Origin of the sequence: Streptomyces sp. Sge12 (assembly GCF_002080455.1) — a bacterium.
Classification (GTDB): domain Bacteria; phylum Actinomycetota; class Actinomycetes; order Streptomycetales; family Streptomycetaceae; genus Streptomyces.
Map to the genome: position 1 here is coordinate 7,204,459 of NZ_CP020555.1, position 24,472 is coordinate 7,228,930.

Below are 24,472 nucleotides of genomic sequence, written 5' to 3' on the forward strand. Positions count from 1 at the left end.
GAGCCCGCCCGGGCATTCCCGTACCCGCGCCCGGGCCCGGAACGGGCGAAGCCCCGCGGCGGTGGGGGCCACGGGACTTCGCGTACGGGGGGACGGTCAGCGCGTGCCGACCGCCGCGCGCACCGCTCGGCGCGCCATCCCTGCATCGTCGTGCAGGCGGCGGAGCAGCAGCCGCTGCTCCTCGCCGGAGGACAGGGCGCCCACCGGCAGCGGCTGCGTGGGGGCGGTGGCCAGCATCGAGCGCTGCACCGCCGTCTCGGACATCCGGATCTCCCGGGTCAGCACCAGCATCAGATTGACCAGGAAGGCGTCCCGCGCGGCCGGACCGGCCGACTGCGCGAGGCGGCTGATCTGGGCGCGGGCGGCCGGGGCGTCGCCCAGCACCGTCCACAGCGTGGCCAGGTCGTACCCCGGCAGGTACCAGCCCGCATGCTCCCAGTCGAGCAGGACCGGACCGGCCGGCGACAGCAGCAGGTTCGACAGCAGTGCGTCCCCGTGGTTGAACTGCAGGGCGGTGCCCGACAGCTTCACACCGTGCAGCAGCTTCTGCAGGTCACCGAGGTCCCGGTCGGTCAGCAGCCCCAACTCGTAGTCGCGGGCGATCCGCCGCGCGTAGTTCATCGGGGTGCCGAACAACTCCGCCGGCGGCCGCCACTGGTTGACCCGGCACACCGCACCCAGGGCCGCCCGGAGGTCCACCCGCGGTGGCGGCTCCACCGGGTGCCGCTGCAGCGCCGCGACCCGGCCCGCCATCCGCTCCACCACCAGCGTGCAGTTCTCGGGGTCGGCGGCGATCAGCCGCGGCACCCGGACCGGCGGGCGGTGCCGGACGAAGGCCCGGTATGCCGCTATTTCGTGCCGGTAGCGCTCACGCCATTCCGGCGAGTGGTCCAGTAAAACCTTCGCGACGGCGGTCATCCGTCCGGTGGTGCCCACCAGGAGGACGGAGCGGCCGCTGCGCCGCAGTACCTGCACCGGGGCGAACTCCGGACAGATCCGCTGCACCGAGGCGAGCGCGGTGCGCAGCTGCGCCCCCTGCGGCCCCGAGAGGTCGATTCTGCCGCTGACGGGCTGTGATCCGGTACCCGGCATCCGCCGCGCCCGGACGACGCCCTGCGCCGGAGCCGACGGGCGGCCGGGTTCGAGGTAGGGGCCGCCGCTCGGCGGAAGCGTGCGGTGCGGCCGGACCGGTGCGGACACGGAGGACGTTGCTGCGTACATGGTGATACGGATCCCTTCGTGCGCCGACGAGTTGCGTACGCCACCCCGCCGGATCCCGTGCTTCACCCTGGGGAGTTCCGCCGGTGAACCGGGTCGGGGAGGCGCATTCCTACCTGACACCCGGTGCAAGGTGGCGAACCATCGGGCGTGCCCTGGCGAAGCCTGGCGAATAGTCGCTGGGCATCTGACGGCGGGCTACTGTCAACTCAGCCGAGAACCTGGGGGCTTGACGTGAGCAAAGGTCCAAACACCCGCTTGAACGACCTGTTCGGCCTGGCCGGCTGGTCGAAGGGCGAACTGGCGAGGATGGTGAACCGGCAGGCGGCGGCCATGGGCCACCCGCAGCTGGCCACCGACACCTCGCGGGTGCGGCGCTGGATCGACATGGGGGAAGCCCCCCGCGAACCGGTGCCCACGGTACTGGCAGCACTGTTCACCGAGCGGCTCGGTCGTGTCGTGACCATCGAGGACCTCGGGTTCGTACGGCAGCGGCGCACCTCCAGACGGCAGCCGGACGGGGCTCGTGAGAACCCCGACGGGATGCCGTGGGCGCCCGAACGCACAGCCGCGGTCCTCACCGAATTCACGGGAATGGACCTCATGCTCAACCGTCGCGGTCTGATGGGCGCGGGAGCGGTGCTCACCGCCGGCTCCGCCCTCAGCAATGCCATGTACGACTGGCTGCACACCGACCCCGCCCTGGCCAAGGAGGCCCGGAACTTCGGGGAATCCTTCCAGGCCGACCCAGCGGGCTACGACCGCTACGAGGCCGCCCCGATCGGCTCCCAGGAGATCGAGGCGCTGGAGCGCTCCGTCGAGGTGTTCCGCGCCTGGGACGCCTCCAGAGGCGGCGGGCTCCAGCGCAAGGCCGTCGTCGGCCAGCTCAACGAGGTGGGCGGCATGCTCGCCTACCACCACCCCGACCACCTCCAGCGGCGGCTCTGGGGGGTGGCGGCCAACTTGGCGGTCCTCGCGGGCTGGATGTCCCACGACGTGGGCCTGGAACCCACGGCGCAGAAGTACTTCGTCATCGCCGCGCACGCGGCACGCGAGGGGGGCGACCGGCCGCGCGCCGGCGAGGCGCTGTCCCGCGCCGCCCGGCAGATGGTCCACCTCGGCAAGCCGAACGAGGCCCTGGACCTGATGAAGCTGGCCCAGTCCGGCTCGGGCGAGCAGACCCTGCCGCGTACGCGCGCCATGCTGCACACCATCGAGGCCTGGGCGCAGGCCGCCATGGGCAAGGGCCAGGCCATGCGCCGCACCCTGGGGGAGGCGGAGGAGCTGTTCGTCTCCGACAAGGGCGACGTGCCGCCGCCGAGCTGGATGCAGCACTTCGACGAGGCGGACCTGCACGGCATGCAGGCCCTCGCCTACCGGACCCTGGCGGACCACGACGCCACGGCGGCCCCCATCGCCGCGCGCCACGCCAAGGAGGCCCTGCGACTGCGCGGCGAGGGCTACCAGCGCTCGCAGATCTTCGACTACATCTCCATGGCCTCGGCGTGCTTCATCGCCGACGAGCCGGAGCAGGCCGACCGGTACGCGCGGCTCGCCCTGGTATCGATGAACGAGACCTCCTCGCACCGGACCTGGGACCGGCTGCGCGAGATGTACCGGCTCACCGCCCAGTACTCCGGGTACGCGCGCATCGAGGACCTGCGCCAGGAGATCAAGCTGGCCCTCCCCGACAACCCGGCCCCGCGCGGCCCGCGCGCCACGGGGGTGTAGTCCCGCGCCGGGACGGCAGGGCCGTGCCCGAAGCCTTGTACCTGCACGTGAACGGAGACGAGAAAGGCCGCGCCTTCCGGCGCGGCCCCGAAGCCCTTACGTGCGGCGCCCGTTACCCGCCCACCCGGGCGACGAGCACGCAGGCGTCGTCCTCCCGCTCGCTCTCGCCGAACTCCTCGATCACGATCCGCACGCAGTCCTGCGCCGAGCGCGCCGCCGCGAACCGGGGCGCCAGCGCCAGCAGCCGCTCGGTGCCGTCCGCCCGGCTGAACTCGATGCTGCGCGGGGTGAGTCCGTCCGTGTGCAGGACCAGCAGGTCGCCCACTTCGAGTCGCTCCTCGGCCTGCCCGTACGTGGCTCCGGAGGTCGCGCCCAGCAGGACGCCCTCCGGGGGCAGCAGGGAGCGGCCGGAGCCCCGGCGGAACAGCAGGGGGGCCGGGTGGCCCGCCTGCGCCCAGGAGAGCACCTGGCGCGCGGGATCGTAGCGGCAGCAAACGGCCGAACCGAGCGCGGGCTGGACCGAGGTCTCCAGGAGCTGGTTGAGCCAGCCCATCAGCGGGCCCGGCTCGATGCCCGCCATGGCCATGCCGCGCAGCGCGCCGAGCATCATCGCCATGCCGGAGGTGGCGGTCACCCCGTGTCCGGTCAGGTCGCCGACCGTCAGCATCGAGCGGCCGTCGGGGAGTTCGAGTGCGTCGTACCAGTCGCCGCCGATCAGCGCGCTGGTCGCGGAGGGCAGGTAGTGCGAGGCCACGTCCAGGGTGCCGGCGCTGCCGTACGGGAACCGCAGGGAGCCGCGCCACGGGGGGAGCACGGCTTCCTGCAGCTCGACCGCCAGCCGGTGCTCGGTCTGCGCGATCTCGCGCTGGCGCTGGAGCGAGTCGCGGGACTCGCGCACCGCGCGCTGGCTGCGGCGCAGTTCACTCACGTCCCGCAGGACGGCCCACATCGAGGCCGTACAGCCGTCGGGGTCGAGTACCGGCTCGCCCCTCATGTGCAGGGTCCGGACCCGGCCGTCGGCCCGGACGATGCGGAATTCGCCGTCGATCGGTTTGCCGTCCACCAGACAGGCGGTGACCCACGCGGTGAGTAATGGCTGGTCCTCGGAGAAGAGGGTCGAGCCCAGTTCGTCGAGGGGGAGCGCACCGGACTCGGGGGAGCGGCCGAAGATCTGGAACAGCTCGTCGGACCAACTGACCTCGTCGGTCAGCAGGTTCCACTCGGCACTGCCGACACGGGTCTGAGCCTCGGGTCCGGCCTCGGGCGCCGGCTGCGGGTGGTCGACGGTCTCGGGCGCCGGCGGCAGGCCCTCCTTGAGCTGGCCCAGGTGCTCGCGGAGATCGTCGAGGTGGTGGACCGCGAGATCGCACAGTGCGCGCTGCCAGCGGCCCTGGGCGTCGTCGTCGTCGACGACGGTGTCGCGGCGGACCGCGTCCACTTCTCCCCGCAGCCGCCGGGTCTGCGAGATCAGCGCGTCCACCGACCCTGGCTCGGGCGGCTGCGCGGGACGGTCCGCGAACAGGTGGGACGGCATGAGAACTCCGATACAGGCGCGGCACGGCCAAGTCTGAAGGAAGGACCGGTAACGACTGTTGCACAGGGCGCGACGGTGTGTAAGGCGTTTGGCAACATCCGCTACGTTCTTGCTTCTGGTATATGCCTTAGGCCTTACGGGCCGTTCGCCGCGTGCGAATGAATCCGGTCAGGCGTTCTCCGGGGCGGCGCAGCGGCACCCGCCGGTCGTGGGAACGGGGCGTCGGCAACGGCGGCCGGAATCAGGCCATCCGGGGGCCGTCGCTCGATCGTACGGCCGAGATGTACGAGTCCCGCCCGTCGCGGAAGTCGCGTAAAGAACGGATCAAGGCGACCCATCGAGATACCCCCGAACGAGTGATGTCGCCCTGAGTGACTCGGCGGAATCGGGGCTTCTCAGCGCACCCTCCGGCCGCTACTCTACGTGCCGGTAATAACGGGTGAGGTCTGCGCGGGCGGGCCCGCGCAGCGTTGGGGACACACGACGACATGGCCGGCCGCAACCACGCCACGCACCACGCCGCGAGCGATGCCGCGGGCCGCGCCACGCACCACGCCGCGAGCGATGCCGCGGACCGCGCCACCCACCACGCCGCGAGCGATGCCGCGGGCCGCGCCCCGGGTCCGAGCCGCCGTTCCTTCCTGACCCACCTCGTGGCCGCGCCGATCCTGGCCCTCGTCACCCGGGCCGGCGCCGACGCGCTGGCCCCGCAGCCCGCCCACGCCGTCGTGCCCTCCCTGCCGGCGATCGCCGACGTGATCGACCTCGGCGACCTGTTCATCCTGGCCGGCGCCCCCACCTCCGCCCTGCTGGCGCTCGCCGTCGGACCGGACGGCACCATCCGCTTCCGGCTGCCGCGCGAGGAGGTCGGCCAGGGCCTCACCACCGCGGTGGCCATGCTCGTCGCGGAGGAACTCGACGCGCCACTGGCCGACGTACGCGTGGAGTTGGACGACGCCCGGCCCGAGCTGCTCTTCAACCAGCTCACCGGATCGTCCAACTCCGTGCGCTCCCTCTACGGACCCGTCCGCCAGTGCGCCGCCACCGCCCGGGCCCGCCTCGTCGCGGCCGCCGCCCACCGCTGGGGCGTCCCCCCGGCCTCACTGACCACCGCGAACGGCTCCGTCCGCGCCGCCGACGGCCGCACCGCCGGCTACGGCGAGCTCTCCGCGGCCGCCGCCGACCCCGGCCTGGTCGTCCTCGGCGCCACCCCCAAGAAGCGGGCCGGGCACACCCTGGTGGGGAGGCCGACCGGCCGCGTCGACGCCCGCGCCATGGTCACCGGAGCCCTCCAGTACACCCTCGACCTGGACGTGCCCGGCGCCAAGCCCTGCGTGGTGCGCCGCCCGCCCACCCTCGGCGGTACGGTCCGCACCGTCACCAACCTCGCCGCCGTCCGGGCCATGCCCGGAGTCCTGCACGTGGTGACCGTCCCGACCGGGGTCGCCGTCGTCGCCGAGACCTTCGGGCAGGCCATCGACGCCAAGTCCGCCCTCCAGGTCACCTGGGGCCCCGGCCCCGCCGACCGGCTGTCCGACGACGGGATCCGCGCCAAGCTGCGCGCCGCCACCCCGCCGTTGCTGGTGCCGCCCCTGCTGACCCCGTACGTGGACGCCGAGTTCGACTTCGCCTTCGTCAGCCACGCCCCGATGGAGACCAACTCCGCCATCGCCGACGTGCGGGACGACCGGGCCGAGATCTGGTCCGGCCTCAAGTCCCCGATCGTGGCCCGCGAGACGATCGCCGCCGATCTCGGCCTGCCCCTGTCCAAGGTGCAGGTGCACGTGGTCCAGGCCGGCGGGTCCTTCGGCCGCCGGCTCTTCTTCGACGCGGCCCTCGAGGCCGCCCGCATCTCCAAGGCCTGCCGCCGCCCGGTCCGGCTGATGTGGACCCGCGTGGACGACACCCGGCACGGCCGGATGCGCCCGGCGACCCACCACCGGATCCGCGCCACCCACCTCCTCGGCGAGGTGCTCAGCTTCGAGCACCGGGTCGCCGCCGCCGAGACCGACTTCCGGCACGGCCTCGGCGAGATCATCACGGCCACCGCGGCGCACCTGCCGCTCGGCATCGGCAACGCCACCCTCGCCCAGACCCTCTTCCTGACCACGGTGAAGTCCCCGTACCACTTCGGGCTCACCACCCAGGCGCTCACCGAGGTGCCCACCGGCATCCCCACCGCCTCCTGGCGGTCGGTGTACTCCGCCAACACGCGCGGAGCCGAGGAGATCGTGGTCGACGAGCTCGCTGCCCGGACGGGCCGGGACCCGTACGCCTTCCGGCGCACCTTCCTGAAGACCGAGGCCCAGCGCGCCGTACTCGACAAGGCGGCGACGGAAGGGAACTGGGGACGGCCGATGGAGGCCGGGTGCGCGCAGGGCATCGCCTTCCACGAGGAGTACAAGTCCCGCACCGTCTGCCTCGTCGAGATCGACACCCGCGACCCGGACCACGTCCGCGTCACCAAGGCGGTGATCGCCGTGGACGTGGGCCTGCCGGTCAACCCGCGCGGACTGGAGGCCCAGATGATCGGGGGCCTCACCAACGCGATCTCCACCACCCTGCGCGCCGGGCTGCACCTGGACAAGGGCCTTCCGCTGGAGGGCAGCTACAGCCAGTTCCACTGGGCCCGGCAGCGCGACACCCCGCGCGACGTACGGGTCTTTGTCCTGCCGGCCACCGGTGACGAGCCGGGTGGCGCGGGGGAGCTCGGGGTGCCCGCCGCGGTCGGCGCCATCGCCAACGCCTGGGCCAGGGCCACCGGTTCCAAGCCGCGCAGCTTCCCCCTCGACTTCGACGTCGACTTCACCCCCTACCCCCGATAGCCCGAGCCAGGAGTACCGCCGTGCCCTCGCACACCTTCACCGTCAACGGGCGCAGCGTCACCGTGGACGCGCCCGACGACCTGCCCCTGCTGTGGGTGCTCCGCGACATGCTGGGCGTCCGCGGCCCCAAGTACGGCTGCGGGGTGGACGTCTGCAAGGCCTGCACCAGCCACCTCGACGGCGCCGACATCCGCCCCTGCGTGGTGCCCGTTTCCGCCTGCGCCGGCCGGTCGGTCACCACCATCGAGGGCCTGGCGGACGGGGACGACCTGCACCCCGTGCAGGAGGCCTGGCTCGAACAGGACGTCGCCCAGTGCGGCTTCTGCCAGCCCGGCCAGATCATGGCCGCCGTCGCGCTGCTGAAGCGGACCGCCGATCCCACGGACGAGGACATCGACGCCATCGCCAACATCTGCCGCTGCGGTACCTACTTCCGCATCCGGGAGGCCATCCGCAGCGCGGCACGCCGGATGTGAGTGGCGGCGGGATCCCGTGGCTTCCCCCGTGTCCGATCGCATCGAAGCCGCCGGGATCCTGCCGCTCGTCCGACAACCTACGTGCGGGCGGCGGCGTGCGCAGGGTTCGTCCTGCCCAGTGACCGGGCGAGACCGGTATCACAGCGCACAGTGTGCGGCGGGTGGTTGAATGCGGCCGTGTCCCGGTCCGACGACATCCTCAAGGTCCACCGGCTCGCCCACGCCGGCGGATCGGCCGCGCTGCTGGAGTGGCTCGCCTCCCACCTCGGAGGATGGGTCGCGGTGGTGGACCCCGAGGCGGAGCACGGTTCGGCCCCCGAGGCCGCCGTGCGCGGCGCCGCCGAGCTCGGCGCCCGCGGCGTACGGTCGGCGGTCCTGCACGGCGCCGACTGCGCGACCCTGCTCTTCGCACTCGACGGCAGGCGCGCGCTGGCCGCCGTACTGGAGCAGCCCCACCACCCCGACGCGCCCGCACTCCTCGCGGACGCCGCCGTCCCGCTGGGCCTCGTCCTGCGCGCCGAGGAGGCCGGGCGGCGGGAGGAACGGGTCCGGCGCGCCGAGGGGCAGGCCCGCGAGGCCGTCCTCCACCTGCTGATGAACGGCTGGTTGTCCACCGCCCACCAGATCGCGGGCACGCTGGGCCCCGCACTGCCCGACCCGATGCGGATGTACGTCGTCGAATGCCCGACGGGACGGCGCGCCGAAGTCGCCCGGCTCTGCCGGGAACTGACGGACGGCCGGGCCTGGATCGTGCGCTGCCCGGTCTACGTGCGCCACCTCATCGTGCTCGCCCCGCCCGCCCCGGCCGCGGGGGCCGCCTCCGGCGACCCGCTGGCCGAAGCGCTGGTGGAGGGGGCCCGGGACTGCGCGGTCGGGGTCAGCGGGGAACTGGCCCTGCGCGAGGCCCCGACCGCCTACACCCAGGCCTTCCACGCACTGGCCGTCGCCCGCGGGAGCGCCGATCGGCACGCCCGGTTCGGGCCCGGCCCCGAACTGGCGCTCGCCGCGCACGAGGCGGGAGCCGCCTGGGCCGAGGCGCTGCTCGCGCCCCTGCACACGTACGCGCCCCGGCGCCCGCAGGACCCCGGCGGGCAGGAGCTGCGGGCCACCGCCCACGCCTGGCTGAACTTCACCTCGCACGCCACGCGGCTCCTGAAGGTCCACCGCAACACCCTGGCGGCCCGGCTCCGACTGATCGAGGCGCTGCTCGGCCTGGACCTCGCGCGCCTGGCGGACCAGGCGGCGCTCTCCCTGGCCCTGCGGCTGACCTCGGGAGCGGGTCCAGGGCCAGGGGCAGGGGCGGGGCCGGGGGTCCGGGCGGGCGCGGGGAGCGGCGGCGCCCCGGGGACCGCCGCCCCCGGCCTCGACGACGTGCTGCGCGATCCGCGCCTGACCGACTGGGCCCGTGCCCATCTGAGCGGGCTGAGCGGTCCGGACGCCCCGCCGGGAGCCCGGGACACGGTCCGCACCTGGCTGGCGCACGACGCCCAACTCGTCCCGGCGGCCGCGGTACTGGGCGTCTCCGTCCCGGGCGCCCGCAAGCGGCTGACCCGCATCGAGGCACTGCTGGAGCGTTCCCTGCTGCAGTCCCCCAGTGCCCGGCACGACCTGTGGCTGGCGCACCGGGCGGAGGAGCTCGCCGGGTGACACAAGCCCCAGAAGGGCTGATCGCCGACAAGAATGGACGATCATGCCCGAATGAGGCGTATCAATGCGAAACGCGTGCTGGTCGGCGAACCCCTCGACACCGCCCGACTGGGCGAGACCCTGCTGCCCAAGCGGCTCGCCCTGCCGATCTTCTGCAGCGACCCGCTCTCCTCCGTGGCCTACGCCACCGAGGAGATCCTGCTGATCCTCGCCCTCGGCGGCGTCGCACTGCTGCACCTCACCTGGTACGCGGCCGCCGCCATCGTCTTCCTGCTCATCGTCGTCGTCGCCTCGTACCGGCAGACCTGCCACGCCTATCCCGGCGGGGGCGGCGCCTACGTCGTCAGCGCGGAGAACCTCGGGCAGACCGCCGCGCTCACCGCCGCCAGCGCCCTCCTCGTCGACTACGTGATGACCGTCGCCGTCTCGGTCGTGTCCGGCGTCTCCGCGATCACCTCGGCCATTCCCGCACTGAACGACCACGAAGTGGCCCTGTCCGTCGCCTTCGTGGTGCTGCTGACCCTGATGAACCTGCGCGGCGTACGGGAGTCGGGCCGCGTCTTCGCCATCCCCACCTACGGCTTCGTCCTCGTCATCTACCTCATGTTCGCCGTCGCGGCCGTCCGCCTCGGCACCGGCGACACCATCCGCGCCGAGTCCGCCGACCTCCCCATCATCCCGGTCGACACCTACACCGGACTCGCCCTGGTGTTCCTCACGATGCGGGCCTTCGCCTCCGGGTGCACCGCCCTCACGGGCGTCGAGGCGATCAGCAACGGCGTACCCGCCTTCCGCAAGCCCAAGGCCAGGAACGCGGCGACGACGCTCGCGGCGATGGGCGTGCTCTCCGTGACGATGTTCGCCGGCATCACCGCCCTCGCCATGTCCTACCAGGTGCACGTGGCGGCCGACCCCACCGAACTGGGCCTGCCCCCGGGCACCGCGACCTCCACCGCCCTCGCCCAGATCGGCCGTGCCACCTTCGGCAGCTGGCACTTCCTCTTCTACCTGCTCCAGGCCGTCACCGCCGGCGTGCTGATCCTCGCCGCCAACACCGCCTTCAACGGCTTCCCGATGCTCGCCTCGATCCTGGCCAGGGACCGGTACGCGCCCCGCCAGCTCTACAACCGCGGCGACCGGCTCGTCTACTCCAACGGCGTCGTCCTGCTCGCCCTCGCCGCCATCGCCCTCATCGTGGCCTTCGACGCCGAACTGACCCGCCTCATCCAGCTCTACATCATCGGGGTCTTCGTCTCCTTCACGCTCTCCCAGTCGGGCATGGTCCGGCACTGGCGGAAGGTGCTCGCCTCACCCGCCACCCCGCGCGAGGAGCGCATCCACATCCACCGCAGGCTCGCCATCAACGCGGTCGGCGCGACCCTGACCGCCCTGGTCCTGATCATCGTGCTGCTCACCAAGTTCACGCACGGCGCCTGGCTGGTCGTCATCGCCATGCCGCTGCTCTTCCTGGGGATGAAGGGCGTCCGCCGCCACTACGAGCAGGTCGCCCGGCAGGTCGCCATCGCCCCCGACGCCACCCCGCGCAGGCCCGCCCACCACCACGTCCTCGTCCTGGTCGCCGCCGTGCACGCCCCGACGCTCAAGGCCATCGGCTATGCGCAGGGGCTGCGCCCCGACACCCTGACGGCGGTCACCGTCGCGGCGGACGAAGCGGAGGCCACCCGGCTGCGCGAGGCGTGGGCCGAGCATGACACCGGCCTTCCGCTGAAGATCCTGCACTCCCCGTACCGGGAGGTGGTGGGCCCGATCCTGGCCCATGTCGAGGAACTGGCCGCCGACACCGCAACGGACATGCTGTCCGTGGTGATCCCCGAGTACGTGGTGGGCCACTGGTGGGAGCAGCCCCTGCACAACCAGAACGCCCTGCGGCTCAAGGCGCGGCTGCTGTTCACCCCGGGCGTCGCGGTGATCGACGTGCCGTACCTCCTGGAGTCGGCGCGATCCGCTGATCCGGTACGGCGGGACGGCTAGCCGTCTCCGCGGCGGCGCGCTGGAGCACCGCCGAGTGCGCCAGCGCCAACTCCACCACGTGCCGCGGGTCGGACAGCGAACGGCCGGTCAGCTGCTCCAGCCGGCGCAGCCGGTTGGAGACCGTGTTGCGGTGGCAGTACAGCCGCTGCGCGGCGTACGAGGTCGAACCCCGGCAGGTCAGCCAGGTGCCCAGGGTGGTCAGCAGTGTCCGCCGGTCCTCCGCGGGCAGCGCGAGCACCGGGCCAAGCACCACCTGGCGCAGCCGGCCCGCGAGTTCGGCCTGGCCCGCGACCAGGGCCGCCGGCAGCCGTTCGTCCAGCAGTGCGGTGCCCGGGCCCTCGGCCTCAGGGGCGGTGCGCAGCGCGAGGGCGGCCAGCCGGTGGGCCCGGGCCAGCTCGGCCGGCGTCCCGACGACCGGGCCGACCCCCGCGCGCACCCCGAGGGGCGCGAGGAGGTCCCGTACCGACTCCAGCGGATGGTGGCCGAGCTCCACCAGGCCGATCTCCCCGTCGGCGCGGACCCGCCACAGCACGCGCGGCGCGGAGGCGCTCCTCCCGGTGCCGGCGGTGTGCACCCCGGAGCCGTCGCCGGCCAGGACGACCACGGCGAAGCGGCCCCGCTCCGGCAACCCCAGCTGGACCGCGGCGGCTTCCGCATCGGCCGTGCCCGACGGCCCGCCGGCGCCGTCGAGCAGGACGTCCAGCAGGGCGGCCCGGCGCTCCCGGTCCCGATCGCCGTGCGCGGCCTCCGTGCGGTGATACGACTCGGTCACGGCGTCCGTCATCTGGTCCAGTACGTCCCACAGCGCCGCCGCTCCCGGCAGCAGCCGGGGCAGCGCCGCCCGGTCGTGGGCGGCCACCGCTTCGGTCAGGCTCTGCCAGAGCAGCCGGCCGCCACGGCGGTAGGTGCGCAGCAGGGAGGCGAGCGGCAGGCCCTGTTCGGCGCGGAGCGCACCGATGGCCCGGGCCTCGGCGAGCTCCACCGGCAGGCCGCGCGAGCTGCGCGTCAGGCCCTCGACGGCCTGGCGCAGGTGGTGGTGGATCCGCTCGCGCAGCTCGGCCCGGCCCAGCAGGGCGGCGTAGGCGGGGTCTTCGGTCAGCGTCCGGTCGGCGAGCCGGTCCGCCGCCACGGCGATCCGGCGGGACAGGTCCTCGCGTATCTCCTCGATGATCCGCTCCATGACGCGCAGCCTGACACGGGGGAGGGGGCGGTGGGGAGGGCCCGGACCGGCCGCGTCCGCTACCGTGACCGAAGCACTGCACTTGCAGTGCTCACCGGAACTGCCCCCTCCACCCCCTGGGACCCGCTCATGCGCCAGAACCCGCAGCGCCGCTCCGCGCTGCTCGACGCCGCCATCGAAGTCCTGGCGCGCGAGGGCTCGCGCGGGCTGACCCTGCGCGCCGTGGACGCCGAAGCGGGCGTGCCCACGGGCACCGCGTCGAACTACTTCGCCAACCGGTCCCAGCTGCTCGTCCAGATCCTGCACCGCACCCGGGAGCGGCTGGTGCCGGACCCGGCGGACCTCGCCGGCACGCCGGACACCGCGGTCCTGCTCGCCCGGCTCCTGGAACGGATGCGGCGCGAGCGCAGTGTGCACATCGCGATGCTGGAACTGCGGCTGGAGGGCACCCGGCGCCCCGAGCTCCAGACGGAGCTCGCCGCCTTCCAGGGCCTGGAGCTGGAGGCCAACATCACCTGGCACCTGGACGCGGGTCTGCCCGGGGACCGGCAGGGCGTGGTCCTGATGTACCTGGCGATGCTCGGCCTGATCGTGGACGACCTGACCGCACCCGCGATGCTGGAGGCACACCCGGCGCAGGGGCTCATTGAAACGATGGTCGAGCGCCTCCTCCCGGAGAAGCCCGCGGAATGACTATCGTGCCGGTGAACAAGCACCGGCGGGGTGGGGAAACCGTGGAGAGTGCGGACATGGCGGATATCGCGGACATTGAGGGCCTCAGGGAAATATCGGATGTCGCAGAGGATGCGGCGGACGGGATCCGGTGGCTGGCCGACTGGGACCAGTGGTTCGCCGGTCTGACCTTCGCCCGGGGCATAGGCCCCGACGAACTCGCCGCACGCCTCGGGGCCCTGCCCGGGGTGCGGCCCGGGCCGCTGGGCGCGGCGGCCGCCTGGAGCCTGGTCGCCGAGACCGTGGACGGTGACGGCGTGGCCCGCGTCGGCCGGTGGGGCGGCTGGTCCTTCGCCGTCGAACACGGCCTGCCGGCCGGAGCGGAACGGCTCGCCGAGGTCTCCCGGGACGGGGTCGAGGCCGTCCACCTCGACCCGCAGCCCGATCATCCGCCCAAGCAGTTCGCGTACGCCCGGGACGGCGAGCTGGTGTGCTGCTTCGGCCTCGGCGAGGAGGTCTGGCGCGGCGGACACCGCCCGGACTTCCTGCTCCCGGAACTGATCGCCGCCGGCATCCTCACCCCGCAGGGCGCGTGCGCCCGGCCGGCCGACGAGGCGGAGGGGGACCGCGACCGGCGCGTCCTCGCCGTTCTGGAACGCCGCTTCGGACTGTCCGTGCCGCGCCGCCTGATCGCGGACACCCCGCTCCCGGCGTACGTGACCTGCACGCGATAGGGGGCGTGCGATGGCCGTTCGCCGCCCGCCCGGGCTTCAGGATGCGGTGATCTTATGCTCAGGTTTACGCGAGTCCCGCTGGTCTTGCGCCCGATGAGCGACTTTGATGGGTTCGCCAGGCCTCGTACCGAAGCAGGGGGACCAGCCATGGGCGCCGACCACAGTCAGGCCGACCACAGTCAGAAGGACAGCACACCCACCCTGATCGGTTCCGTGCAGCGCGCGCTGCGCCTCCTGGAAGCGATGTCCGCGGAGGGCGGTGCGACGGCCAAACGGCTGGCCCGGCTCACCGGGATCCCCCTGCCCACCGTCTACCACCTGCTGCGCACCCTCAGCCACGAGGGCTACGTGCTGCGCGAGGGAGGGTCGTTCCGCCTCGCGGACGATCTTCCGCTCGCCTCGTGATCAGATTCCGACGCGTTCCGGCCAAGCTCTCGCACCCTTCCTGGCATGTTCCAGCGGAAAATGCCAGAACGCCCTTTCGTACTGTGGAACTTGAGTAAGTTCCCTCCTGTCGCGCCGTACCACCGTGCACCCAGCACGTCCGGCCGGGAGGGGAGCCCGCGTGCCCGGGATCGACGAATGCCTGCTCGAAGCCATGGCCCTGCCTGGTGCGCGGGGGGCCGCGCTGGTCGACTGGAGCAGCGGACTGGCCCTCGGCACCGCCGGGGAATCACCCGTGGGTGACCACGAGACCACCGCCGCCGAGACCGCCGAACTGGCCCGGGCGGCCGCCGAGTACGAGTCCTTCGCCCCCGTGGAGACCGACTCGGCACACGGAGGCGGAGCCGTACCCTCCGCCGGTTCGTCCGCCGGCTTACCGGCCGGCCCGCCCGTCGAGGATCTGATCGTCACCACCCGCACTGGATACCACGTACTGCGCTTCGTCGAGACGAGCTTCGACAGCAGCGTATTCCTGCACCTGTGGCTCGACCGTGCGGACGGCAACCTCGCCCTCGCGCGCCACAGGCTCCGCGCCCTGGCCGAGGGACTGGTGCTCAGATGACCACCCAGGTCGCGGCCGTGAACGCGAACGCCCTCGCCGCTGTCTCACCCCTACTCACCCGACTCGCCGCGGAGCGCGCCACCGGCGCCCTGCTCCGCGACCGCGGCACCCTCTTCCTGGAGGACGGCCGCATCGTGCACGCGGAGAGTCCGGCCACCCCCGGCCTCGACGTACTGCTCACCACCGGCGGCGGCCTCGCGCCCGAGCGGTGGCGGGAGGCGGTGGACCGGGCCGGCGCCCGCCGCCAGGTCGCCCGCTTCCTCGTGGACAGCGGCGGGCTCGCCGGCGGGGAGCTGGAGATATGCCACCTCGCCGCCATCTTCGACGCCGCCTTCTTCGCACTCTCCCCGGGCAGCGGACCCTCCCGGTTCCGCCGCGGGGCCACCCACTGGATAGGCTCCGTCCGCTCCGTTCCCGCCGCCGCCGTCGAGCGCGAGACCCGCCGTCGCCGGGACCTGCTCGACGCGGTCTGGCCGTACCCCCTGCTCGACACCTCGCCGGTGGTGCCCCGGGCGGCCGCGCCCGGCCAGACGATCACCGCCCGGCAGCGCACCCTGCTCGGCCAGGCCGACGGCCTGCGCACCCCGGCCGACCTCGCGTGGGTCCTGGGCCGGCCCGCCTTCCACACCCTGCTCGACGTACGGCGCCTCGCGGCGGCGGGCCTGGTCGAGACCCCTCACACCCCGGCCCCGCCGCCGGCCGTGGCGCCCCTGCCCGACTGGATGACCGAGGCCCAATCCCCGGACGTGGCGCTGCTCCGCCGGTTACGCGACGCACTGGAGGCAAGTCTGTGAGGCTCCCGCTGCGACCGGCCCTGCGCGCCGACCGCTCCGAGCGTAGGCAGCCCGAAAGGAGAAAGGCCGACATGAGTACGGTGCCCCCCGAGACGGAGGCCGAGATACTCGCGGAGCTCCGCAGGCTGCGGGCCCGGGTACCCCAGCTCACCGGCGCCCTCGCCGCGAGCGCCGACGGCTTCGTCCTCGCCCAGGACAGCGCCGCCGCCGAGGCCGAGTCCGTCGCCGCGCTCACCGCGGCCGCCCTCGGTGTGGCCCAGCGGCTCAGCGACAGCACCGGCCAGGGTGCCTTCCGCGAACTGCTCGTACGGGGTGAGGACGGATACGTCGCGACCTACGCGGCCGGCCTGGCGGCCGTCCTCACCCTGACCGCCGAGCCGCGTGTCAACGTCGGGCGCCTCCACCTGGAGGCCCGGCGTTCGAGTCTGCGGATCGCCGAACTGATCGACCGCACCCTCGGGGTCCGGGGTCCCGGAGCCCCGCCGGGCTGAACGCGCGCTCCGGTCGGCGGCAGGACCCGAGGGTCCGGCACGAGCCGCCACCGCTACTGCCAGTCACCTTCCCGTCACATCCCAGTCGTATCCAGTCGTATCCCAGTCAAGTGAAACGAGAAAGAGGAACCTCTCATGGTCAATGTGGACACCGCACTCAAGGAAGCCACCACCACCATCGAAGGCGCGATCGGTGCCGCCCTGGTGGACTACGGCAGTGGTATGGCCCTCGGTACGATCGGGGGCGGCAAGGACCTCGACCTCGCGGTCGCGGCGGCGGGCAACACGGACGTGGTGCGCGCCAAGGTCCGCACGATGGAGATGCTCGGCATCAAGGACGAGATCGAGGACATCCTCATCACCCTCGGCGGCCAGTACCACCTGATCCGGCTGATGAAGAGCCGCGGATCCTCGGGCTTCTTCCTCTACCTGGCCCTCGACAAGGGGCGGGCCAACCTCGCGATGGCCCGTCACCAGCTGAAGAAGATCGAGGCCGAACTGGAGATCTGACCGGCCCATCGGGCACGGTCGGCCGGGTCCAATCGCATCGTCCGAGTGGCGGACGGCTGAATTCTTTGCCGTCCGCCCTGGCGATCAGCCGCCTATGCCCCATATGGGTGGAGTTTATGACTCTGTTACAGAGTAGGATGCTGTGAGCAGCTGATCATCGACAAAGCATAAAACGCTGGAGAAACCGCCACCCATGCCCCCGCGCCTGAGCATCGTCGTCCCCGTCTACAACGTCGAGCTCTACCTCGACGAGTGCCTGGAATCGATCGCATCCCAGACCTTCGACGACTTCGAGGTCATCCTCGTGGACGACGGGTCCACGGACACCAGCGCCGTCATAGCGAAGGCGTTCGCAGCCCGGGACAAGCGCTTCCGGGTAGTGATGCAGGACAACGCAGGCCTCGGTGCCGCCCGCAACGTGGGCGCGCGTCACGCCGACAAGGACAGCGAGTACCTGGCCTTCGTCGACAGTGACGATACGATGCCCGACTACGCCTACCAGCGTCTCATCGAGGCCCTCGACGAGACGGGTTCCGACTTCGCGGGCGGCAACGTCAAGCGTTTCCGCTCCGTCGGCATGCAGCAGTCCTGGGGCCACCGGGCCGCCTTCGCCCGGACCCAGCTGAAGACCCACATCTCCAAGTTCCCGGCGCTGGTCACCGACCGCACCGCGTGGAACAAGGTCTACCGGCGCAGCTTCTGGGACCGGCACGGCTTCCAGTACCCGGAGGGCATCCTCTACGAGGACGCCCCGGTCAGCATCCCCGCGCACTACTTCGCGTCCAGCGTCGACATCATCAGCGACTGCGTCTACCACTGGCGCGTCCGCGAGACCGGCGAGCGCTCCATCACCCAGCGCTCCACCGACCCGATCTCGCTCATCGACCGCGTGAAGTCCGTGCGCCTGGTCCGTGAGTCCCTCAAGGCCAAGCAGGGCGCCAAGTACGTCCGTTACCTGCGGGACTACGACTACAACGTGCTGAGCGAGGAACTCCCGCTCATCTACAAGTACGTCGGCGAGGGCGGCCCCGACTTCCGCGCCGCGTTCGTCAAGGAGGTCGGCGGACTCGTCCGCGAGATCGGCACCGGCCCCTGGTCCGACCTGACCGTCGCCGACCGGCTCAAGGCGTACCTCGCCGGCGAAGGCCGCGTCGAGGACTTCATCGCGCTTCAGGACCACCAGCGCGACTACAGCTACAGCGTGCCGGTCAAGGGCCTCGCCCGCCCGCAGGCCGACTACCCCTTCCTGCACGGCCGCCCGCCGGTGCCGGCCAAGATCCTCACCCTCGGCCCGCGCGAGCGCCGCGTGGTCAGCCGCCTGGAGCAGGCGAGCTGGGTCGACGGCAAGCTGCTGCTGCGCGGCTACGCCCTCCCCGGCCACCTCGGCGCGGAGAGCCGCCTCGGCTCCCGCAAGATGCTGGTCTTCCGCGAGGGCGGCAAGCGCCGCCGCTCCGTCGTCAGCGCGCGCACCGTCGCCTCCCCGATGGCCACGGTGAAGGCCCCGCACCTCGCCCTGCGGCACGCCGACTGGGCCGGCTTCACGGCCGTCGTCGACCCCTCGATCTTCCAGTCGGGCGGCAAGTGGAACCAGGGGATATGGACCACGTCCATCGCCGTCACCGGAGCCGGCGGCCTGCACCGCGCCCGCCTGCGGGGCGGGGAGCACGACACCGGCCAGAGCCCGCCGCCGTACTGGGTGGCCCCCGACGTCCGGATCGTCCCGGCCGTCTCCGGCGCCCTCACCATCCAGGTGGAGATCGCCCGCGCCCGTGCGCTGGACGTCCACCCCGCCGGTGACGACGCCGTCGAGATCACCGGTGAACTCTCCGCCGAGGCCGTCGGCGCCACCACCCTGCAGGCCGTCCACGTCACCACCGGCACCGTCCTCACCTTCCCGCTGGACAGCGCCGCGTCCGGCGCCGGCCGCACCGCTTTCACCGCCCGTGTCCCGCTGGCCGAACTGGCCGCCGTACCGGACGCCCCGTGCGAGCCGGGCGAGTGGGCCCCGGAGCCCTGGAGCCTCTCGGTCATCGGCCCCGACGGCACCGAGCACCGCCTCGTCCACGACGAGCGCGGCGGGTTCGACGGTCTCGTCCTGCCCCTGCCCGGCGAGGAAACCGGCCGCTCCCTCTTCGCCAAGCGCGGCAACACCGGACACCTCACCCTCTCCGTGCAGCCCTCGCCGCCGCTGGTCGACGAGGTCTCGGCCGAGGACGGCACCCTCACCCTGCGCGGCCGCTTCGTCGCGCCGACCGACGAGCCGTACGAGTTCGTCGTGCACAACGCGCACGGCGTGGAGTACTGCTACCCGGTGACCCGCGACGGGGACACCTTCGAGGCGGTCTTCCGGCCCGTGCTCCCCGAGGCGTACGCCGGCCGCACCACGCTCCCCGAGGGCCGCTGGTGGCCCACGATGCGTCCCGTCGCTCAGGGCGGAACCACCGCCGGACTGCTCGGTGTCGACCGCGGTGCCCCCGTGCAGATGAGCCCCGGGCTCCTCTTCACCGGGCCGCACCCCTTCACCGTCCAGGGCCGCCGGATGCGGGTCGAGACCCGCTTCCACGACCGCATGGTGCTCGTCGCCGACCCGCTGATCAGCCCGCACGACCGCTCCAACTACGCGCAGCGCGTCGCCCGGTTCGAGACCTACCCGGCGCAGCGCGCCCTGCCGGTCAAGGACATCGTCGTCTACGACACCTTCCAGGGGCAGAGCTCCGGCGACTCGCCGCGCGCCATCCACGAGGAGCTGGTGCGCCGCGGCGAGAAGCTGGAGCACATCTGGCTGGTTCGCGACGGCCAGACCGAGGTCCCGAAGACCGCCCGCGCCGTGCAGTACAACAGCGTGGAGTCGTGGGAGGTGCTGGCCCGCGCCCGCTACTACGTGACCAACGACAACGTGCCGCGGCGTTTCCAGCGCCGCTCCGGCCAGGTCGTCGTACAGACGTGGCACGGCACGCCGATCAAGCAGATCGGGCACGACTTCGTGCACGACTACTACACGAGCCCGGACATCCTGGAGGGGCTGGAGCACGACAGTGCCCAGTGGACCCTGCTCGCCTCCCCGAGCTCCTACGCCACGCCCCTCCTCAAGCGCGCCCTCGGCTACGACGGCGAGGTCATCGAGGCGGGCAGCCCGCGTGCGGACGCGCTGGTGCGGCCCGACGCGCAGCGGATCGCCGAGGTCCGGCGGCGGCTCGGCCTGCCCGAGGGCAAGAAGGTCGTCCTCTACATGCCCACCTGGCGCGAGAACAACGAGGGCTTCTCGGGCGGCTACAAGCTCGACCTGCGGATCGACCTGGACGAGGCCCGCCGCGAGCTGGGCGAGGACCACGTCCTGCTGGTCCGCGGCCACCACCACGTGACCGAGCAGGTCCGTGACGGCGTCCGCGACGGATTCGTCGTCGACGTGTCCCGCTGGCCCGACGCGGCCGACCTGCTGCTGGTCGCCGACGTGCTGATCTCGGACTACTCCTCCGCGATCTTCGACTTCGCGCACACCGACCGGCCGATCCTGCTCTTCACGTACGACCTGGAGCACTACCGCGGCACGCTGCGCGGCTTCAACTTCGACCTGGAGGAGAAGGCTCCGGGACCGCTGCTGGCCGACTCGGCGAGCCTGATCGAGGCCGTGCGCAACGCGGACGCGGTCGGGGCGGAGTACGCCGAGGCGCGGGCGGCGTTCCGCGCCGAGTTCTGCGACCTGGACGAGGGCAACGCCGCCGAGCGCGTCGTCGAGCGGATGCTCGCGATGGGTGCGGCTCCCGCGAAGTAAGCCGTACGGGCGAATTTCGGGCTGAATGACGGACCGGCCCCGGACCACCGATGAATTTCGGGTCCGGGGCCGGTCTGTATGTGAGGGACGGTGTCCACCGTCCACCACCCCGGCCCGGAGGCAGAGATGAGCGGCAACGGCAACGGCAGCGGCAGCGGATTCACCACGTGTCTGTGGTTCGACGGCAACGCGGAAGCGGCCGCCGACTACTACCTGTCGGTCTTCAAGAACGGCAGGCTCGGCCGCATCGGCCGCTACACGGAGGCCGGCCCCGGCCGGGCCGACTCGGTCATGGTCGTGGAGTTCGAGATCAACGGCCAGAAGTTCATCGGCCTCAACGGAGGCCCGCAGTTCACCTTCAGCGAGGCGATCTCCTTCCAGATCCATTGCGCCGACGAGGCCGAGGCGGACTACTACTGGTCCGCGCTGACCAGTGACGGCGGCGAGGAGGGCGTCTGCGGCTGGGTCAAGGACAAGTTCGGCGTCTCCTGGCAGGTCATCCCGGCCGGTGCCATCGACCTGATCTCCGACCCGGACCCGGGGCGGGCCTCCCGGGCCACCGCGGCCATGATGCAGATGAAGAAGCTGGACGTGGCCCAGATGCGCCGGGCGGCCGACGCCGGGTAGGACGCGGGATCGACGCCGTGGGCCGGGGTGCGGTACCGCCGCGGGTCAGGGCGGCGGACCGGCGGAGGTCAGGGTGCGGCGATCCGGGCCAGCAGGGCCGGCAGGGCGGTACCGATCGGCTCGCGGACGATCTCGTCGGCCAGGGGGTCGTAGGGGGTCTCCTCCGCGTTCACGATGATCAGCCGGGCCCCGGCCTCCGCGGCCATCCCGGCGAGCGACGCGGCGGGCTGCACCTGGAGGGTCGACCCGACGGCGATGAAGACCTGACACCCCTTGGCCACGGCGACGGCCTGCGCCAGCACCTCGGGGTCGAGCCGCTGGCCGAACATCACCGTCGCCGACTTGAGGATCCCGCCGCACGCCGGGCAGGCGGGATCCGGCTCCCCGGCGGCCACCCGGGCCAGCGCCTCGTCCATGCCCGACCGGGCACCGCAGGCCGTGCACACCACCGAGCGGGCACTGCCGTGCAGCTCGAACACCTTGCGGTCGGGCATCCCGGCGAGCTGGTGGAGGCCGTCCACGTTCTGGGTGATCACCCGCACCGGGATGCCGCTCCGCTCCAGCTCCGCCACGGCCAGGTGCGCGGCGTTCGGCCGTGCTCCGAGCGCGCCGATCTCGGCGCGCATCTGCCAGGAGCGGCGCCGGATCTCCGGATCGGCCATGTAGTACGAGTACGTCACGAGCTTCTCGGCGTCGGGGTCCCGCCGCCACAGGCCCTGGGGCCCCCGGTAGTCCGGAATCCCGGAGTCGGTGGACATCCCGGCCCCGCTGAACAGTGCGACAAGTGGCTTCCCCATGCACCGACCCTACGTACGGGGGCGGGCCGCCCGCGAGCCCATTTCCGCGCACCGGCCGGAGGGTCGTTTCTGCGGTGAATCCCGCCCCCCGCAGGAGTGAGATCCGGGCCGCGCCCTCCCGATCCTCCGGTCCGGCGGGTACAAGACCGGACATGATGCTCAAGCCGTACCGCCTCGGTGCCCTGCTGCTGACCCTGCTCGCGCTGCCGGTCATGCCGTCCGTCCCCGCCCTCGCGGCGACCGCCGCGGTCGCCGGGAAGGGGCACACCGCCGCCCAGATCAGCGATTTCCTGACCGGTTTCTACGGTGACCACGGTCCCTCCGCGCAGGACCGGGAGACCCGCGTATCGCAGATCCTCAAGGAGAGACAGCAGATCAATGAGGAGGTCGACGTGCTGCTCTGCGCCCACAACGAGCCACGGGACATCAGCATCGGCCCCGTCACCGTCGCCAAGGGCGCCTCGGTGGGCTGGGCCACCGTGACCACCCACTGGGAAAGCGGCATCACGGACACCTTCACCGCGTACGTCCGTCTCGACTCCAACCCCATCCGGCTCGACGACGTGATCTGCGCGGGCTGAAAACCGTACGGTGATCCACGGGGCCGTTCATAGGGTGGGCGCATGGCTACGACCACCGCGACCACCACCACCGTCCTCTACTGCTCCGACCCGTTGCACGAGCGCCGGGCCGACGCCCACTTCGCGGCGGAGGCCCGGCAGTTGCGTGCCGCCGGCGGCACGGTCCTGCTCATCGACCACGACGCGCTGCTCGCCGGGGATGCCGAGCGGGCCGTGGCACGCGTGCCCGAGGGCGCCGGAACCGCCTGGTACCGGGGGTGGATGATCCCCGCGGGCCGGTACGCCGAACTGGACGCGGCCCTGCGCGGCCGCGGCTGTGAGCTCGCCGTGCCGCCGCAGGCCTACCGCCGCGCGCACGAACTCCCCGGCTGGTACGAGACCTTCGCGGGACTCACCCCGGTCAGTGGCTGGCTGCCGACGGCGCAGGGTGCGGCGCCCGACCAGGAGGGTCTGGCCGTCCTCGCGGCGGGCCTGCCGCCGGGGGCCGCCGTAGTGAAGGACTACGTGAAGTCCCGCAAGCACGAGTGGGACGAGGCCTGCTACGTGCCCGACCTCGCGGATGCGGCCGCGCTGCACCGCGTCGTCGCCCGCTTCGTGGAACTGCAGGGGGAGTTCCTGACGGGCGGGGTGGTGCTGCGGGCCTTCGAGCAGTTCGTCGCGCCGCGGGATGCGGCCGCCGAGGTGCGGGTGTGGTGGCGGGAGGGAACGCCCCGGATGGTCACCGCCCACCCCGACAGCCCGGTCGCCGAGGTTCCGGCACCGGACCTCGAACCGGTCCGGGCGGCCGTCGAGGCACTGGACTGCCCCTTCGTGACCACCGACCTCGCCCTGCGCGCGGACGGGGTCTGGCGCGTCGTCGAAGTGGGGGACGGACAGGTCAGCGACCTCCACCGGGAGGCCGATCACGCCGCGTTCGTCCGGCTGCTGACGGCCGATCAGGCACTCATGTGCACACCCGCCCCATCTGGTACAACACCGGCATGACGGGATTCGAGATCACCGGGGCGAGCGCCGCCGACATGCTGCTGATGCGCGACTGGGCCGACGAGGAGGGCTGGAACCCGGGGGACTCGGACCGGTTCGCCTTCGCGGTCGCCGACCCGGAGGGCTTCCTCATCGGACGGCTGGACGGCGAACCGGTGGCCTGCATCTCCGCCGTGCGCTACGGCGCCGGCTTCGGCTTCATCGGCTTCTACATCGCCCGGCCGGCCGTCCGCGGGCGGGGCTACGGAATCCGCCTGTGGCACGCCGGGATGGAGCGGCTCGACGGACGGCTGGTGGGCCTGGACGGGGTCGTCGACCAGCAGGACAACTACCGCAAGTCCGGCTTCCGTTCCGCCTGGAACAACTTCCGCTACGAGGGCGCGCCGCAGGGCGGGGAAGCGGGGGAGGGGGACGCGGGCGTCGAGATCGTCGACGCCGGCACCCTCCCCTTCGGCCTGCTCGCCGCCTACGACCGGAGGTTCTTTCCCGCCGCGCGCGACGCCTTCCTGTCCGCCTGGACCGCACTGCCCGGCCGGACGGCGCTGGCCGCCGTACGGAACGGCCGCATCGAGGGCCTCGGCGTGATCCGCCCGTCCAGCGCCGCCCATCGGATCGGTCCCCTGTACGCGGCCACGCCGGCGATCGCGGCGGCCCTGCTGCGGCGGCTCGCCCGGCACGCGCCCGACGGGACGGTGTCCGTGGACGCACCGGACGCCAACCCGGAGGCGGCCGCGCTGTTCGAACGTCTCGGGATGGCGCCGGCCTTCGAGACCGCCCGGATGTACACCGGCCCGACCCCGGCCCTCGCCCTGACCGAACTGTTCGGCGTGACCAGCCTCGAACTGGGCTGACGGCGCGGTGGGCCGGACGGCGGTCGCACGGCGCCGCCCGGCCCACCCGG

20 protein-coding genes and 1 pseudogene are annotated in these 24,472 nt (G+C 72.7%); 17 read left to right on the forward strand and 4 right to left on the reverse strand.

Features of this window, described 5'->3' with window-relative positions; all coding sequences use genetic code 11:
- Positions 1-96 precede the first annotated feature (96 nt).
- Positions 97-1,221 carry an aminoglycoside phosphotransferase family protein gene (locus B6R96_RS32230; RefSeq protein WP_081525350.1) on the reverse strand — a complete coding sequence of 375 codons (1,125 nt, stop codon included), beginning with the start codon at positions 1,219-1,221 and terminating at the stop codon, positions 97-99.
- 231 nt (positions 1,222-1,452) lie between these two features.
- On the opposite strand from B6R96_RS32230, the gene B6R96_RS32235 reads away from it, so the two are divergent.
- Complete coding sequence (locus tag B6R96_RS32235; protein WP_081524432.1) at positions 1,453-2,949, forward strand: DNA-binding protein NsdB; 1,497 nt, start codon at positions 1,453-1,455, stop codon at positions 2,947-2,949.
- Between the two features lie 112 nt (positions 2,950-3,061).
- Here the strand turns inward: B6R96_RS32235 and B6R96_RS32240 are convergent, their stop codons facing one another.
- Entirely contained in the window at positions 3,062-4,483 is a 1,422-nt protein-coding gene (locus tag B6R96_RS32240; protein WP_030384420.1) for a PP2C family protein-serine/threonine phosphatase, read from the reverse strand.
- 488 nt (positions 4,484-4,971) lie between these two features.
- Here B6R96_RS32240 and B6R96_RS32245 point away from each other — a divergent pair, with 488 nt between their 5' ends.
- The 4 genes from B6R96_RS32245 (at position 4,972) to B6R96_RS32260 (ending at position 11,423) form a co-directional block, all read left to right on the forward strand.
- Positions 4,972-7,308: a xanthine dehydrogenase family protein molybdopterin-binding subunit gene (locus tag B6R96_RS32245; RefSeq protein ID WP_081524433.1), complete on the forward strand. Its 2,337-nt coding sequence runs from the start codon at positions 4,972-4,974 to the stop codon at positions 7,306-7,308.
- Between the two features lie 20 nt (positions 7,309-7,328).
- Positions 7,329-7,784 carry a (2Fe-2S)-binding protein gene (locus tag B6R96_RS32250; protein WP_030384422.1) on the forward strand — a complete coding sequence of 152 codons (456 nt, stop codon included), beginning with the start codon at positions 7,329-7,331 and terminating at the stop codon, positions 7,782-7,784.
- Between the two features lie 177 nt (positions 7,785-7,961).
- Positions 7,962-9,431: a helix-turn-helix domain-containing protein gene (locus B6R96_RS32255; RefSeq protein ID WP_107475625.1), complete on the forward strand. Its 1,470-nt coding sequence runs from the start codon at positions 7,962-7,964 to the stop codon at positions 9,429-9,431.
- 51 nt (positions 9,432-9,482) lie between these two features.
- Positions 9,483-11,423 carry an APC family permease gene (locus B6R96_RS32260; protein ID WP_081524434.1) on the forward strand — a complete coding sequence of 647 codons (1,941 nt, stop codon included), beginning with the start codon at positions 9,483-9,485 and terminating at the stop codon, positions 11,421-11,423.
- Here B6R96_RS32260 and B6R96_RS32265 read toward each other — a convergent pair.
- Positions 11,341-12,603, reverse strand: coding sequence for a helix-turn-helix domain-containing protein (locus B6R96_RS32265; protein ID WP_081524435.1), 1,263 nt, complete (start codon positions 12,601-12,603; stop codon positions 11,341-11,343). The genes B6R96_RS32260 and B6R96_RS32265 overlap by 83 nt on opposite strands.
- A 129-nt stretch (positions 12,604-12,732) precedes the next feature.
- Here B6R96_RS32265 and B6R96_RS32270 point away from each other — a divergent pair, with 129 nt between their 5' ends.
- The 9 genes and pseudogenes from B6R96_RS32270 (at position 12,733) to B6R96_RS32310 (ending at position 21,209) form a co-directional block, all read left to right on the forward strand.
- Positions 12,733-13,296, forward strand: coding sequence for a TetR/AcrR family transcriptional regulator (locus tag B6R96_RS32270; RefSeq protein ID WP_081524436.1), 564 nt, complete (start codon positions 12,733-12,735; stop codon positions 13,294-13,296).
- A 56-nt stretch (positions 13,297-13,352) separates the two neighbouring features.
- Positions 13,353-14,009, forward strand: coding sequence for a DUF6461 domain-containing protein (locus B6R96_RS32275; RefSeq protein WP_237291573.1), 657 nt, complete (start codon positions 13,353-13,355; stop codon positions 14,007-14,009).
- Positions 14,010-14,156: 147 nt separating this feature from the next.
- Positions 14,157-14,387 (forward strand): annotated as a pseudogene (locus B6R96_RS32280) (helix-turn-helix domain-containing protein); the annotation flags it as partial.
- Between the two features lie 187 nt (positions 14,388-14,574).
- On the forward strand, positions 14,575-15,015 hold the full coding sequence (locus B6R96_RS32285) for a hypothetical protein (RefSeq protein WP_030384429.1): 441 nt from the start codon (positions 14,575-14,577) through the stop codon (positions 15,013-15,015).
- Complete coding sequence (locus B6R96_RS32290; protein ID WP_030384430.1) at positions 15,012-15,809, forward strand: hypothetical protein; 798 nt, start codon at positions 15,012-15,014, stop codon at positions 15,807-15,809. The genes B6R96_RS32285 and B6R96_RS32290 overlap by 4 nt, the downstream gene beginning before the upstream one ends.
- 71 nt (positions 15,810-15,880) lie before the next feature.
- Positions 15,881-16,300: a roadblock/LC7 domain-containing protein gene (locus tag B6R96_RS32295; RefSeq protein WP_053170084.1), complete on the forward strand. Its 420-nt coding sequence runs from the start codon at positions 15,881-15,883 to the stop codon at positions 16,298-16,300.
- Positions 16,301-16,435: 135 nt separating this feature from the next.
- Positions 16,436-16,810, forward strand: a complete 375-nt coding sequence (locus tag B6R96_RS32300; RefSeq protein WP_030384432.1) for a hypothetical protein — start codon at positions 16,436-16,438, stop codon at positions 16,808-16,810.
- 193 nt (positions 16,811-17,003) lie between these two features.
- Positions 17,004-20,582 (forward strand): bifunctional glycosyltransferase/CDP-glycerol:glycerophosphate glycerophosphotransferase, encoded by a 3,579-nt coding sequence (locus tag B6R96_RS38670; protein ID WP_081524437.1) that lies wholly within the window; start codon positions 17,004-17,006, stop codon positions 20,580-20,582.
- Between the two features lie 126 nt (positions 20,583-20,708).
- Complete coding sequence (locus B6R96_RS32310) at positions 20,709-21,209, forward strand: VOC family protein (protein ID WP_081524438.1); 501 nt, start codon at positions 20,709-20,711, stop codon at positions 21,207-21,209.
- A gap of 68 nt (positions 21,210-21,277) precedes the next feature.
- Here the strand turns inward: B6R96_RS32310 and B6R96_RS32315 are convergent, their stop codons facing one another.
- Complete coding sequence (locus tag B6R96_RS32315; protein ID WP_081524439.1) at positions 21,278-22,006, reverse strand: SIR2 family NAD-dependent protein deacylase; 729 nt, start codon at positions 22,004-22,006, stop codon at positions 21,278-21,280.
- 152 nt (positions 22,007-22,158) lie between these two features.
- Between B6R96_RS32315 and B6R96_RS32320 the strand changes: the two genes are divergently transcribed.
- From B6R96_RS32320 to B6R96_RS32330, 3 genes are read left to right on the forward strand one after another with little or no spacing between them, the layout of a single operon-like run.
- Complete coding sequence (locus B6R96_RS32320; RefSeq protein ID WP_079403791.1) at positions 22,159-22,587, forward strand: hypothetical protein; 429 nt, start codon at positions 22,159-22,161, stop codon at positions 22,585-22,587.
- Positions 22,588-22,629: 42 nt separating this feature from the next.
- Complete coding sequence (locus tag B6R96_RS32325) at positions 22,630-23,571, forward strand: ATP-grasp domain-containing protein (RefSeq protein WP_081524440.1); 942 nt, start codon at positions 22,630-22,632, stop codon at positions 23,569-23,571.
- A complete protein-coding gene (locus B6R96_RS32330; RefSeq protein WP_081525353.1) occupies positions 23,568-24,422 on the forward strand; it encodes a GNAT family N-acetyltransferase in 855 nt (284 codons plus the stop codon). The genes B6R96_RS32325 and B6R96_RS32330 overlap by 4 nt, the downstream gene beginning before the upstream one ends.
- Positions 24,423-24,472 lie beyond the last annotated feature (50 nt).